We start from the raw sequence: 14,877 nt of genomic DNA, 5'->3' as shown, positions 1-14,877 counted from the left end.
TTACCCACAGCCTTTTTAAGGATGGGTGGGTAACACTTTTATATGTCATACGTTTTCTGCGTTAAATGGATTTCAGAAATTCTACAAGAGCATCTCTGTCTTCTTTCGACAAGTTACGGTATTTTTCCCTTGCATATTTGCCGTCTCCGCCATGCCACATGATCGCTTCGTTATAATTACGGGCGCGCATGTCGTGAAGGTGATCGCCCGCTCCGGTACATATTTCGGAGAGTCCTCTTCCCCATAACGGGGTCGTGCGGCACCATCCGGTACGGATGTTATTCACCATTTCCAGACGGTGTTGCAGGAGGTCGGTATAAGGCCATATTTTCTGGTTTGGATAACGCGGCAGTTTGCCTTTTACGATCGGGTCACCGGAATAGTCGTCCGCTCCGGTCGTCCAGGAAGGACGGTGGCAGTTCGTACATCCGATCTGATAGAAAAGTTCTTTTCCTCTCTTTACCTCAGGATCGTCCAGGTTACGGGCGGCAGGCACTGCCAATCCACGATGCCAGATCATGAATTGTATATACTCCCTTTCACTCAGTTCATTTGGTAATTCTTTGGACATCAGGTAATCAAAGATCTCCTCTTCCGATTGTCCCAATTGGTCCTGAATGGATTTATTCTGTGACATAGCCGTTGCATAGTCTTTCGTCACATAATGATAGTTCCTGCTGGGACGTATCACATTGGTTATGTTCCAAATCGCATTAGCTCCCGGTCCGTTTTGCAGGGTTCCCCGGGTAAGACCGTAGGTGTAACGTCCCGGATGGGATGTACCGTCTACTTCTTTTATGAAGTTTTCCGGTTGGTATTTCGCGTCGTTGAGTGTGTAACCCAAGTTTTTTTCGTGTTGGTATTGGGCCAGAAGCGAATCGTCCGGTATAGCGTCGATCAGTCCGGTTCCGTAAACGCCGATCGTAGCTTCCAGTCTTACCTTATAAAAATCAGGCATCGGAACATTGAAGGCTGAACGATCGATTGTCACTTCAGGATAGATCAGGCTGTATGTCTCGCCGTCAGGGAAACGATTGCCGAACTCGTCTACGTAGTCCTTCCATTCAATCTTGATTCCGGATTCGTCAATCGGGGGAAGAAACGGAGAAACAGCCTTTGTCTGGGGCATCCCGGTGAGGGTGGACACGTAATTATCGTTTTCATCGATAACAACGAGCAGATAGCCGTTTCCGTAATCATTCGCCCTGTAGCGGTCCATCCGTTTCCCGTGTCCGTATCCCGGATGGCAGATGATGCAGGCGCTCCGCACATAAACTGGGCCTAATCCATGCCGTACGCCGCTTGTGTTTGTATTGAAATCCTTTTCAAAGAAAGCTTCTCCGTATAGAAAATCACTCGCCATTCCGGCTTTCTCGACGGCTGGTGTCGGTTGTTCGTAAGAATTAGAGACAAAGTGCTGCCATTGGGGTTTTTGTACTTCCGGATCAACAGGGAAAAAGGTTCCAAGTTCTCCACCCGTATAATACTCTTCTGAAATAGGTTCTTCCGGTGTCGGTTCATCGCTTTCATTATCGCTACAAGAAACAAGGCCGGAGAGAATAACACTGATGATGCATAAATATTTTTTTCTCATAAAGCGTATTTATATTAAAACTGAAAAGCGGATGCGTCTAAATTCCACTAAAACCAGACGCATCCCCTGTATGAAGATTTATCAAACAATTAATCCAATTGATCGTTATTCTTGTAATAGAACAGCTTTGGCATCTTTCAACGCTTTTGCCAAATCAGTTCCGATGACCTTCACTGCGGCATCGGCTTGAGTTGAGGTGTAATCAAAGGGGAAAGGTATGGCTTTAATCGCTGCATAAGAAGCTGCAATCTGATCCTTTACGGCTTTATCCGCTTCCGGATTAACGCTGGCGATATATTCGCTGATAGAAGCGCCTTTTACTCCGTAAGCTGTACCCAGGTAAGCATTTTCGATGCTCTTGATATTGTTGGTAAAGTCCGTTAGCGAATTATAGCTATACGGAGATTCGATATAGTTTTTGTCTTCTTCGCTTGCACTTTCATTGGCAGCCGTACCAATCTTAGTATTACCGACTTCATCTGCAATAACGAATGCATATTCAAGAATATAGGACGCAGCAGAAGTAACCGTAACATACGGACTTCCTGGTTTCCCGGCATTAAGCATTTCTTCACCATATGAAGAAAAAGCAGAAGTGGAACGTTTTACCACCAATTCAAAATCTTCTACTAATTCCTGTTTCTTTGCTGATACGTTGTCGATTCCAGCCCATGCCGTTTCTGCACGTACACATTGATTTCGAAGATCCCCTGCTACAGCAGTGGCATATATCAATTCATTTTCTGTAATCTTCGAAGCTGACTTCGGCTTTCCTTCTTCGAACAAAATGTATTCAATGCCGTGAAAACCAAGTAAAGAGAAACCTAAATGGTCTGCGGCCCAAACAGAGCCATCTTCCTTTGCTAAACTTTCCATAAATCCTGCATTATTGAGAAGCTTGTTGAACCCTTCCACATCTAATGGCCATGAATCGATATGTGGGTCTATGGATAATTCGGAATCAGATACAGCTCCAAACAAGAAAGCTTCGCTTAATTCCCAGTGTTCACGAGCTGAAAGCCATGCATCTGTAGCTGCCTTAATATTCGCATCGGTCTTTTCTTTTTTTAAAGCTTCTAATTTCTCGTATAGAAGAATTGTTTCATCCGATAGATTTTTATAGGTTGCTATAACTATATTGTTTACATAATTTTCAACGACCGGTGTCAAAACTTCTGCCTTCGGATCTGTTTCGATTGGATCATCATCATCATTACAACCCACAAAGATTGATGTAGAGAGGGCTATACAAATTAAATAGAGTGGTAAAATTAAATACTTTTTCATCTTTTTATTATGTTAGAAATTATTGATCTTTACTTTGTGAAAAAACCGGCATAAACAACGCCTATATTTATTGCATTCTCATCTATATAAGGTTTTTTCATTATACCAGCGGAGAATTCAGCCTTAATGGCTACTTCTTTTATCGGATAATAGTTCAAACCACCTACTATAACTTTACGTCCACACCAATCTTTATCCGTGATGTTTTGGGGAACTTTATACATGGAGTCGAAATACTCATAACGTCCGAATAGATATAGTTTCTGCTTTTTTTGTTTCAGTTTAGGTATCTGGGAGAAAATATCATATCCCACCTCCACTCCAGTGGCAAGGGCATCCGATCCAATATTTGTCCGTGGTGATGCGGATTGGTTCGATAGATTTCTATTGTAAATAGAGATTGTTTGGGCATCTCCAAGATGTCCATAGTCAAAATATCCACGTCCTATCCAATTGTGTGCATTATATTCAAAATCAAAACTGCCAATTAGAACTTCTCCTTTTATATCTTTGTATTTATCGCTAGAGGTAGTTTTTATCCCATTATTAAAACTTTGTCCATAGTAACCACTAACTCCCAAACGAAGTCCCGGAATAGAATAATTGTCAATTCTCAAGGCGGAGGCAAGTTTATTTCCAGCTTTGAATTCATATGGCGAACCGGCACCTCCGGAAATCCAACTCTCGCTACCAAATAATTCAGAATCCAAACCTCCCAATATCTGTACCTCGTAGCCCCACTTCCCGATATGTCCCCAAAGGCTTATTCCGTTTTGGTGCCAGGTACATGGTAAAATCGTACGTTCACCCTCCGGACGGAATACGGTGAAAAACTGGGTGGGCAAGTGGTTTCCGTTCGTCAGGCCTACCGGGATGATAATATGTCCCATGCGAAGATTCAACGCCCTGCTGAACGTTTTCTCAATCCAAAACTGTTCCAGTGCCACTTCGCCTCCGCGTTCCACTTCCATTTCATATTCACCCCCTTCTTCCGGTTCTACTTCCATGGCAGATTCCGTACCGCCGTGTTCAAACTCGATTTCCGAATTCATCCGCCATCCGTTTCCGAACTCATAGCCCAAAAAAACGACGACATGTGGCAGGTCAAATCTCCCATGTGCCGGGTCGTCTTTGTAGTTATTAGGGGTCATGTAACGGAATACGTTGCCGCTATAAAAATTACGGCTGTAGGTTGCTTCTCCGTATCCTCCGACTATTAGTCCTGAGGTTTTTGTTTCATTACTATTGCTCTCGCCGGCGGATAAGTTATCATTGGTCTGCGCTATGCTTGGGAGAGTGAGTATGAACGAAATTGTGAATAATTGCAATATTCTCTTCATTCTTTAAATATTTTTGGCAAAGGTATGGAGTACTCGATTTTTTACAATCACCAGGTGTAGGTAAAAAATGTCTTAAAATACCTATATGTAGGTATATGAAGTTAAAAAACGATGTATAGATGTGTTTAATGGAATCTACTATAATAAATAATAGGTATGCGGAGCCAGCCTTTGGGATTGGTAAAGCAAACAAATGTTTTGCTTTTGCCGGTCAACAGCATGAAAACGGCGCACCCATATACTGATTTTCATATAGATATGCACTCTTTGCCCTGCTTCACTGAACTCAATTGGGTGTTCGACGGCTGTAGAATAGGTGTTTGACGGCTGTAGAACACGTGTTTGACAGCTATAGAACACGTGTTCTACAGCCGTCAAACACTCAACCGGATGCACCCGAAATAGATCGACTTAAGCATCATCCGACAATTTCACGCGGCCATAACAATTAAGAGGATAAATGCATTAAAAAATGTGTAGGGGCAACCCGTCGGCCGCCCCTACACATCTTCCCTATGGGTCCTTGATTTTATAAATGGATTTGGTCAAATCCGTTTATCGTCCATACTTCATCGTTTACTTTACACAATCAGAAGATGAAGCTTTCGCCTTCCGTGCTTTTGAATATCTTATGCACTTCGGCTACATATAAATAGTGGTGGTCGTTCTCCGGATACCAGGTCTTATCGATCTTAGAGTCCAGGAAGAATTCCGGCGCCAGTTGTTGGATGTATAGCTTTTTGACGAACAAGACGGCGTTGGCCTCGGTAAAATAGGGGATGCCGTCCTCATGCGCTATGGTAAAGCCGGATTTGGTGATTTTATCCTCGTCCCGTCCGGAAACTTTACCTAAATATCCCAATTCTTTTTGGTATTCCTTATTGAAGAAGGTTAAGGAAAAGGAGGTGGCGGCATCCACAAATTCCTTTGTGTATCGTTGCGGGCGAATGACGACAAAGACGACTTCTTTATTCCATAATACGCCGAAGCCTCCCCAACTGGCTGTCATCGTATTTACTTTTCCCTCTTTCTCCGCTGTAATCAACATCCATTTGTGCTTTAGGTCAAATGGGTTGATTTTAAATTCTTTATAGCCTATTTCTTTAAATCCGTTCATCTTTTTACCTCCTATTAAATAAATTAGTCTAATTTCAAAACTGCCAGGAAGGCCTTTTGCGGAACCTCGACGGAGCCAATCTGTTTCATGCGTTTCTTTCCTTCCTTCTGCTTTTCCAACAGTTTGCGTTTACGGGAGATGTCTCCTCCGTAGCATTTGGCCGTCACATCCTTGCGGACGGCTTTGATTGTTTCGCGCGCGATGATCTTGGCACCGATAGCCGCCTGTATCGCAATGTCGAATTGTTGGCGGGGAATGAGTTCTTTCAGTTTCTCGCACATCCGGCGGCCGAAATTCACGCTGTTGTCGATATGGGTTAAGGTGGAAAGCGCATCGACCGACTCCCCGTTCAGGAGAATATCCAGTTTTACCAGTTTACTGGGACGGTAATCGTGCAGGTGATAGTCGAAAGAGGCGTATCCTTTAGATATACTTTTCAATTTGTCGTAGAAGTCGATGACGATCTCGCCCAGAGGGAGATCATAATAGATTTCCACCCGGTCACCCGAAATATATTCCTGTTTGATCAGACTGCCCCGCTTCCCCAGGCAGAGGGTCATTATCGGCCCGATATAGGCCGTCCGGGTGATGACGGAAGCGCGTATGTAAGGCTCTTCAATACGATCGATCAGCGTCGGATCGGGCAAGCCGCTGGGGTTATGCACCTCGAGGCAGTTTCCCTTCTTATCATAAACTTTATAGGAAACGTTGGGGACTGTGGTAATGACATCCATGTCGAATTCCCGGTCCAGGCGTTCCTGTACGATTTCCATGTGGAGCAATCCGAGGAAGCCGCAACGGAAACCGAAACCCAGGGCAGCCGAACTTTCCGGTTGGAAGGTGAGGGAGGCGTCGTTCAGCTGCAATTTTTCCAGCGAAGAGCGGAGATTCTCGAAATCTTCCGCTTCGATCGGATAAACGCCTGCGAACACCATCGGTTTCACCTCTTCAAACCCGGCAATTCCTTCTTTAGCCGGCCGGGCCACGTGCGTAATCGTATCGCCTACGCGTACTTCCTTAGAAGTCTTGATGCCGGATATGATATAGCCCACATCACCGGTTCGCAGTTCCTGACGCGGGCTCATGGTCAGTTTCAACACTCCGATCTCGTCGGCGTCGTATTCTTTTCCCGTCGCGATGAATTTTACCCGGTCTCCTTTGCGGATCACGCCGTTTTCCACTTTGAAATAGGCGATGATCCCCCGGAAGGAATTGAATACCGAGTCGAAGATCAGGCATTGTAGCGGAGCGTCCGGGTCTCCTTTGGGAGGGGGAACTTTCTTGATGATTACCTCCAATATCTCGTATACGCCTTCGCCCGTCTTTCCGCTGGAGCGGAGTATGTCCTTCCGCTTGCAGCCGAGCAGCTCTACGATCTGGTCTTCCACCTCTTCCGGCATAGCGCTGGGGAGATCTATCTTGTTGATGACCGGAATAATCTCCAGGTCATTCTCGATGGCCATGTATAAATTGGAAATGGTCTGTGCCTGTATGCCCTGCGCAGCATCCACGATCAGGAGGGCACCTTCGCAGGCCGCAATGGAACGGGAAACCTCGTAGGAGAAATCGACATGTCCCGGGGTGTCGATCAGGTTCAGTATATATTCTTCCCCATCCAGGGTGTAATTCATTTGAATGGCATGGCTTTTAATGGTGATCCCCCGTTCACGCTCCAGATCCATATCGTCCAAAACCTGCGCTTGCAAGTCTTTACCCTCTATGGTTTTGGTGTATTCGAGCAAGCGATCCGCCAGGGTGCTTTTGCCATGGTCAATATGAGCAATGATACAAAAATTGCGGATATTTTTCATCTGCCAAACTTTATTTAGGATTGCAAAGATAGGAATTATTGCGCAAAAACTCTATTTTTGGCATGGCATTTGTCTGTATGAAAGTATGACACAGCAAGAAATAATAAAAGCATATCATCGCATTACCGGCTTTCTGGAGAACAAAGAAATAAAGAATGCCTTGGATTCACTTCAGAACCTTATTTCCGGAGCGCAGAGCTATGCCTTTCAGGACAGACTGGATGAAGTCCGGGATACCTATAAATATATGCTTTCTTATTTTACGGAGGGGATGGAAGACCCGCTGCAGCCTAAGATTTATGACGATATCCAAATTCGCTTATACCAACTTGCCGATCAGATACATACCGATCTGCTGATTGCCGAATCCTTGTTGTCATACTATCGTACACGTAGGAAAATGAGGATATTGTCCCTTACCTACGATCAGGTGGGCGAACAATTGAGGAATAGTTACGAGGTGGATAATTACGCTCAATTCGATGATTCCCTGCTGTTACTGTTTAATTTGGTATGGACTTCCGATTTTCTTACCCGGGAGGCGGCGGGCAAATTGAATATGTTGCTGATCGATCGTTCTCTGCCTTCGGCCGTAGGCTCCCAACTGGTGTCCGCCCTGTTTCTGGGGCTTCAGCAGGTCTTCGATATCGAGAAACTGGAACTCCTTTTCGATGCGGCCGCTTTGGAGGATGAAGAGATCAGGATCCGCGCTATTATTGCCATTCTTGTGACGCTCTATTTTTACCGTAAACGTATCTCTCTTTATCCCCAGATAAGGGACCGCTTGGACGATTTATCAGAAAGGCCTGATTTTAAAAATATCCTGCGTATTATCATCCTGCGTTTTATCCTTTCCCGGGAAACGGAAAAGATTACGCGGAAATTGCAGGACGAAATTATACCGGAGATGATGAAGATTGCTCCTAAGTTGAGCAAGAAGATAAATCTATCCGATTTGACGCCGGATATCCAGGGTGATGAAATGAATCCGGAATGGCAAGACCTTATTTCGGGCACGAATCTGGAAAAGAAGATGCAGGAATTCAGTGAATTGCAGCAAGAGGGCGCGGATGTCATGCATTCCACTTTTACCAATTTGAAGAGTTTCCCGTTCTTTAACGAGGTGGGTAATTGGTTCCTTCCTTTCTACCGGAGGTATTCGTCCCTGAAGCCTATTTTCGGCGAAAATGCGGAGAAACATGGGCTTGACTCCATTGTGGAAGCTCCTTTTATGTGTAATTCGGACAAATACTCGCTTTGCTTCAGTTTTATTCAGATGCCGCCGATGCATCGTGAGGTTGTAATCAGCCAAATTGACAGTCAGTTTTCGGATGCCGTCCAGCAATCGAAAGAAGAATTGGCGACCGTAGGCAAGAGGCAACTGGTTGAACAGATTGCCGGGCAGTATATTCAGGACTTATACCGTTTCTTTAAACTCTATCCTTACCGCTACGAATTCGAGGATATCTTTGCCTTGGGTCTCGATTTCCATCATTTGCCGATTCTGGCTCCTTATCTGCAAGATGAGGAAAGCCTGTTGATGATTGCGGAGTATTACCTACGCAAAAACTATTTCAGCGATGCGCTTTCGATCTATAACCAACTGGAAGTAAAAGATCAGACAAGTGAGATGCTATATCAAAAAATAGGCTACTGCAAGCAAATGAGCGGTGATTGGCAAGGTGCATTGGATGCTTATCTGCGGGCAGATTTGTTAAATCCGGACAGCAAATGGCTGATTCGCCGGATAGCCAATTGCTATCGTTCGTTGAAGAGACCGGAAGAAGCGTTGGTCTATTACCGCCGGCTGGAGAGCCTTTTGCCGGACGACTTGTCCATTCAGTTGAATATCGGGCATTGTTATCTGGAATTGCGAAACTTCGATGAAGCACTGAAATGCTATTACAAAGTGGACTATCTGGACAGCAAGAGCCATAAAGCCTGGCGACCGATTGCCTGGTGTTCCTTCCTTACGGGGAAATTCGACCAGGCGCGGCATTATTACAAACAGATTTTAGATGAAAAGCCGAATGCGCAGGATTATATGAATGCCGGGCATACGGAGTGGATTTTACAAAATATAAAGGGAGCGTTGCAGTTCTATAAAGAAAACGTGCGGTTGGAAGAGGGCGATTTCCATAAGTTTAACGAACAGTTTAACCAAGATATCCCCGACCTGTTGATTGCCGGCGTGGAACCTGATGAAATTCCCCTGGTATTGGATCAGCTACGCTACCTGATGGAGGAAAATGAATAAGTATCAGAGAATGGCAATTATAAAAAGTATATTAGACACCGACCTTTATAAATTTACTACGAGTTATGCTTATGCCAAATTGTTTCCGCGTGCCTGTGGTGAATTTGAATTTGTAGACCGGAGCAACGGTAATTATCCGGACGGTTTCGATGAATTGGTGAGGAAAGAATTGGACGAAATGGCCAACCTCCGGCTTTCGCGGGAAGAAGAAGCGTTTGTCCGCTCCAGGATGACTTATCTGCCGCCCATCTATGTCGATTTTCTGAAAGGTTTCCGGTTTGATCCTTCGGAGGTGGAGGTTACGTTGGTCAATAATAAACTGGCAATCCGTACCAGCGGGCTGCTTTACCGGATAACCCTTTGGGAAACGCCCATCCTGGCGACCGTCTCTGAGCTTTATTTCCAGGCAACGGGACAATACCCGGAGGATCATTATATGGAAGAAGTCGCTATTGAAAAGGCAAAGAAGTTGAAAGCAAACAACATCAGGTTTTCGCTTTTCGGAATGCGACGCCGGTTCAGCTTTGACGTGGAGGATCGCGTTACGGCCTTGCTTAAGCAGTATGCCGGAAATTCTTTTTTCGGTACAAGCAATGTCTACCTGGCGTATAAGCATAATCTCCATGTCTCCGGAACGCATCCGCATGAATGGGTACAGTTCCATGCTTCCATTTACGGGTACAAAATGGCGAATTATATGGCGATGGAAGATTGGATTAATGTTTATGATGGTGATCTGGGAACAGTGCTTACCGATACATATACGACGGATGTCTTTCTACGCAATTTCAGTAAAAAACATGCGTTATTGTTCACCAGCCTTCGCCAGGATAGTGGGGATCCTTTTGTTTTTATCGAAAAGGTGATTCGCCGTTACGAGGAGTTGAGGGTCGATCCGAAGCTTAAGTATCTTGTCTTTTCCGATAGCCTGAATGTGGATAAGGCCATCGAGATCAAGAAGCATTGCGGCGATCGTATCGGGTCGACTTTCGGCATCGGCACTAATTTGACAAACGATGTCGGCCACAATATCAAGGGCATGAATATTGTGATGAAGCTGTTTCGTTGTAAGATGACAGCTAAGGAGCAATGGCAGGAGTGTGTGAAGTTGTCGGACGTAGACGGCAAGCATACCGGCAGTGAAAGGGAAATTCGTATCGCCCAGGAAACTTTAGGGTTGGCTTAGACGCGCCTCCTCCGAAAGTCTCCGCTTATCAATCTTCAATCGTTTCCAATTCTTTTAGCCAAAGAGTAACTGCCGCATCGCTCGGCATGCGCCAATCTCCGCGGGGAGACAGGCTGACAGATCCGACCTTGGGACCATCGGGCAGGCAACTCCGTTTGAATTGCTGGCTGAAGAAGCGGCGGAGGAAAGTTGCTATCCATTTTCTGATCGTATCCTTGGTATATTTATCTCCGAAAGCTTGTTGCGCAAGGAAATAAATTTTCGATGGAGTGGAGCCGAAGCGAAGAAAATGATAGAGAAAAAAGTCATGCAACTCGTAGGGCCCTACGAGATCTTCCGTTATCTGGCAGATATTTCCGTTGCTATCGGCAGGCAGCAGCTCCGGGCTGATCGGGGTATTGACAATATCGAGCAACGTCTCCCTCGATGCCGGGTCGAAGCGGTGACGCGCAGCCCATTCCACCAGATATTTGACCAGGGTTTTCGGGATGCTCGAGTTAATTCCGTACATCGACATATGGTCTCCGTTATAGGTTGCCCAGCCTAAAGCCAGTTCGGACAGGTCGCCTGTTCCGATCACCAATCCGTTCTCTTGGTTGGCAAGATCCATAAGTATCTGTGTCCGTTCCCGGGCTTGGCTGTTTTCATACGTTACGTCATGTCTATTAATGTCGTGTCCGATGTCTGTAAAATGTTGTATGCAGGCTTTCGTTATGGATATTTCACGCAGTGTTACGCCTAAGGAGCGGATTAATTGTATGGCATTCTGATAGGTGCGGTCGGTCGTTCCGAATCCGGGCATGGTTACGCCGATAATCCGGTTGCGGGAAAGCCCTGTTGCATCGATCGCCAAGGCGGTGACAAGTAGCGCCAATGTAGAATCCAGACCTCCTGATATACCGATAACCGCTGTCTTTGCGTGTGTATGCAACAAGCGTTTGGTCAGTCCAGTTACCTGGATCTGCAGTATTTCTTCGCATCTTTCCTGCAGGGCGTCGCCGGAAGGGATGAAAGGATGCGGGTCGATCACGCGGGTCAACCGGGTTGCCGTTTCGTTCCGTTCGAAAGGAATAATGGTTGGTTTCGGATAGGAAAAGTCCGTGAGTCCTTGCATGAAACTATTGGTAACCTGCCGGTCATGGCGCAGGTTAACCAAATCGATCTCGCTGACGATTAGTTTTTCTTTCATTGTGAAACGCTCGGATTCCTGCAATAAAACTCCGTTTTCGGCAATAAACCCTTTGCCGACAAAAACCAGATCGGTACTGGACTCTCCGAATCCAGACGAGGCATATATATATCCGGCAATACACCGGGCGGATTGTTGTTTAATCATGGATCGTAGGTACCGGTTCTTACTGATCGCCTCGTTGCTCGCCGACAGGTTGAGCAACAGATTGGCTCCCTGCATCGCCAGAATGGAACTGGGTGGAACAGGCACCCAAAGATCTTCGCAAATCTCGATGCCGATGCTCGCCTCTCCGTCACTGAATAGCAAATGGCTTTGAATCGGGTAGGAGTGGTCGCCTATCCGGACAGTTTCATTTCTTAATTTTTTAGAGGAGGCAAACCAGCGTTCTTCCTGAAACTCCTTGTAATTCGACAGGTAGGTCTTGGGAACGACTCCGAGGATTTTTCCTTTTTGAAAGGCAACGGCTGTGTTATATAACTGGTTTTCCGTATAAAGAGGCATTCCTACGATAGAAAGTAACGGCAGATCGGATGTCTTTTCGACTAATTGAAGCAGTGCTTTTTCTGCACTTTGCAGCAACGCTTCCTGTGTGAAAAGATCCATGCAGGTATAGCCCGTAACGGACATTTCAGGAAAGACAATGAGCTCGACTTCCTGCTCCGACGCTTTGCGCATTAGGCCTTCTATCTGTTGAATATTGTAAAAACAGTCGGCTACCTGAACTAATGGGGAAGCGGCGGCCACCTTAATGAATCCGAATTTCATTTTCCTCTCTTTTTTTAAAGAAACAAATGTACATGATAAAAATCAATTGACCGCACAGACGGAAAAAAAAGGAGAGACTACTTCGCAGTACTCCCTCCCAGCAAACACAAAACAATCAACAAAAACAACTGTCTACCGACTTAGCGGATAAACAGTAACTCTCTGTATTTTGGTAAAGTCCATAATTGGTCGTCAATTGTTAGCTCCAGCTTGTCGATATGATAGCGTATTTCATCCAACATAGGAACTATTTCATGATAAGCAATAGCTTTTTCCCGTTCGCATTCGATTTTATTAGCCACCTTGCGGGCTTCGATCATTGCATCGACCTTCTCTTTGATAAGGATCGTTCGATTGGCAATATCTTCAATGATTTCCAGATTCTTAACTGATAAAGCGTTTGCTTTTGCTTCCGGGAAAAGTTTTTTGACTTTGGAAACATTTTCTACCAGCAAGGTTTGATAGGTTGTTGCTACCGGAATAATATGATTCATGGCTAAGTCACCCAAAACACGCGCTTCGATCTGAATTTTCTTTGTATAGGTTTCCCATTTCACTTCGTTGCGTGCTTTCAGTTCTTTTTCGGTCATGACGCCGGTTGTATGGAACATTTTAACACTGCTTTCCTTCAGGTATGCGTCGAAAATAAGGGGCACGCTTGTTTCGCAGTCCAGGCCGCGTTTTTTAGCTTCCTCTTTCCACTCTTCGCTATATCCGTTACCATCAAAACGAATGGCCTTGCTTTCTTTCAGGTCTTTACGGATTACATCGAGAATCGCTTCCACCTTTTCCTGTCCTTTGGCAATATTGGCATCTACTTCTTGTTTGAAGAGAATCAATTGTTCCGCTACTGCAGCATTTAATGCGAGCATTGCAGCGGCACAGTTGGCAGAAGAACCTACGGCACGGAACTCAAAACGGTTTCCTGTGAAAGCAAAAGGAGAAGTCCGGTTACGATCAGTGTTATCGATCAACAATTCGGGAATCAACGGAATGTCCAATTTCAATCCATGCTTTCCTTCGATAATCAATTCCTTGGAATCGCTGTTTTCCAATTTTTCCAGGACAGCAGATACTTGTGAACCCAAGAAGCTGGAAATAATTGCCGGAGGCGCCTCGTTCGCTCCTAAACGGTGTGCGTTAGTTGCCGAAGAAATACTTGCCTTTATAAGGGCATTATGTTTATAGACCGCCTTCAATGTATTCGATACGAAGGTGATAAAGCGAAGGTTTTCTTCCGGAGTCTTACCCGGGGCCATTAATAGAATGCCGGTATCCGTTCCCAAAGACCAGTTGTTATGCTTTCCGGAGCCATTGACCCCTTTGAACGGCTTTTCATGGAGCAGTACCCGGAACCCGTGATTGCGAGCCACTTTTCTCATAAGCGACATAATCAGTAGATTATGATCGTTTGCAAGATTGCATTCTTCATAAATCGGAGCTAATTCAAACTGGTTCGGAGCTACTTCGTTGTGACGGGTTTTTAATGGAATGCCCAATTTCAATGCCTGGATTTCCAAATCCTGCATGAAAGCGGTGACACGGGTCGGAATGGCGCCGAAGTAATGGTCTTCCAACTGTTGGTTTTTGCTGCTCTCGTGCCCCATCAGGGTACGGCCGGTCAATAATAAGTCCGGGCGTGCGGCATACAAGCCTTCGTCTACCAAGAAGTATTCCTGTTCCCATCCGAGGTAAGCATATACTTTTTTTACATCCGGATTGAAGTAATGACATACGTCTACGGCCGCTTTGTTTACAGCGTCCAACGCTTTTAATAAAGGAACTTTATAGTCTAAAGATTCACCCGTATAGGCTATGAAAATAGTTGGGATACAAAGGGTATCTCCTTCGATAAAGGCGGGAGAAGAAGGATCCCATGCCGAATATCCACGCGCTTCGAAAGTATTGCGGATGCCGCCGTTCGGGAAGCTGGATGCATCCGGCTCCTGTTGAACCAACAGTTTTCCTGAAAACTCTTCCATTACTCCCCCTTTGCCGTCATAGTCAATGAAAGCGTCATGCTTTTCAGCGGTTCCTTCAGTCAAAGGATGGAACCAGTGGGTATAATGGGTTACACCTAATTCGGCCGCCCATTGTTTCATGCCTGCTGCGACAGCGTCTGCAATTCCGGGAGTTAATGGCTTTCCATTATCTATCACATCAACGATTGCATTATATGCTTTGGCTGGCAGATATTTAGCCATTTTTGCACGGTTAAATACCAATGATCCGAAATATTCCGAAGGACGTTCCGCCGGGACGTCTACTTTTGCGGCTTTCTTCTTAAAAGCCTCTTCTACCACTCTGAATCTTAATGTAGACATAATG

The 14,877-nt window shown here is 45.4% G+C and carries 9 protein-coding genes; 2 read left to right on the top strand and 7 right to left on the bottom strand.

All coding sequences use genetic code 11. The features are described 5' to 3' along the window. Nucleotides 1-61: 61 nt before the first annotated feature. The 5 genes from BQ8014_RS12370 to lepA all read right to left on the bottom strand — a co-directional run bounded on the left by BQ8014_RS12370 (nucleotide 62) and on the right by lepA (nucleotide 7,149). Entirely contained in the window at nucleotides 62-1,594 is a 1,533-nt protein-coding gene (locus BQ8014_RS12370) for a di-heme oxidoredictase family protein (protein ID WP_080904621.1), read from the bottom strand. 105 nt (nucleotides 1,595-1,699) lie between these two features. Beyond that, the gene (locus tag BQ8014_RS12365) at nucleotides 1,700-2,881 is read right to left on the bottom strand and encodes an imelysin family protein (RefSeq protein WP_080904620.1); all 1,182 of its coding nucleotides are present in this window, start codon (nucleotides 2,879-2,881) and stop codon (nucleotides 1,700-1,702) included. 29 nt (nucleotides 2,882-2,910) lie between these two features. Beyond that, entirely contained in the window at nucleotides 2,911-4,221 is a 1,311-nt protein-coding gene (locus tag BQ8014_RS12360; RefSeq protein ID WP_080904619.1) for a hypothetical protein, read from the bottom strand. Nucleotides 4,222-4,810: 589 nt separating this feature from the next. Beyond that, nucleotides 4,811-5,338: a flavin reductase gene (locus BQ8014_RS12355; RefSeq protein ID WP_080904618.1), complete on the bottom strand. Its 528-nt coding sequence runs from the start codon at nucleotides 5,336-5,338 to the stop codon at nucleotides 4,811-4,813. A gap of 23 nt (nucleotides 5,339-5,361) precedes the next feature. After that, the gene (lepA, locus tag BQ8014_RS12350; protein ID WP_080904617.1) at nucleotides 5,362-7,149 is read right to left on the bottom strand and encodes a translation elongation factor 4; all 1,788 of its coding nucleotides are present in this window, start codon (nucleotides 7,147-7,149) and stop codon (nucleotides 5,362-5,364) included. Nucleotides 7,150-7,234: 85 nt separating this feature from the next. Here lepA and BQ8014_RS12345 point away from each other — a divergent pair, with 85 nt between their 5' ends. Together BQ8014_RS12345 and pncB are read left to right on the top strand one after the other, a co-directional pair. Beyond that, nucleotides 7,235-9,406: a tetratricopeptide repeat protein gene (locus BQ8014_RS12345; RefSeq protein ID WP_080905954.1), complete on the top strand. Its 2,172-nt coding sequence runs from the start codon at nucleotides 7,235-7,237 to the stop codon at nucleotides 9,404-9,406. Between the two features lie 10 nt (nucleotides 9,407-9,416). Then, on the top strand, nucleotides 9,417-10,592 hold the full coding sequence (gene pncB / locus BQ8014_RS12340) for a nicotinate phosphoribosyltransferase (RefSeq protein WP_080905953.1): 1,176 nt from the start codon (nucleotides 9,417-9,419) through the stop codon (nucleotides 10,590-10,592). Between the two features lie 28 nt (nucleotides 10,593-10,620). On the opposite strand, the gene BQ8014_RS12335 is transcribed toward pncB, so the two are convergent. Continuing rightward, on the bottom strand, nucleotides 10,621-12,549 hold the full coding sequence (locus BQ8014_RS12335; RefSeq protein ID WP_080904616.1) for an NAD(+) synthase: 1,929 nt from the start codon (nucleotides 12,547-12,549) through the stop codon (nucleotides 10,621-10,623). Nucleotides 12,550-12,689: 140 nt separating this feature from the next. Next, entirely contained in the window at nucleotides 12,690-14,873 is a 2,184-nt protein-coding gene (locus BQ8014_RS12330; RefSeq protein WP_080904615.1) for a glutamine synthetase III family protein, read from the bottom strand. Between the last annotated feature and the right edge of the window lie 4 nt (nucleotides 14,874-14,877).

The organism is Parabacteroides sp. Marseille-P3160 (assembly GCF_900162725.1).
In the GTDB taxonomy this organism is placed as follows: Bacteria; Bacteroidota; Bacteroidia; order Bacteroidales; family Tannerellaceae; genus Marseille-P3160.
Note: the sequence above shows the minus strand (reverse complement) of the source record. Positions and strands in the feature narration are given on the sequence as shown.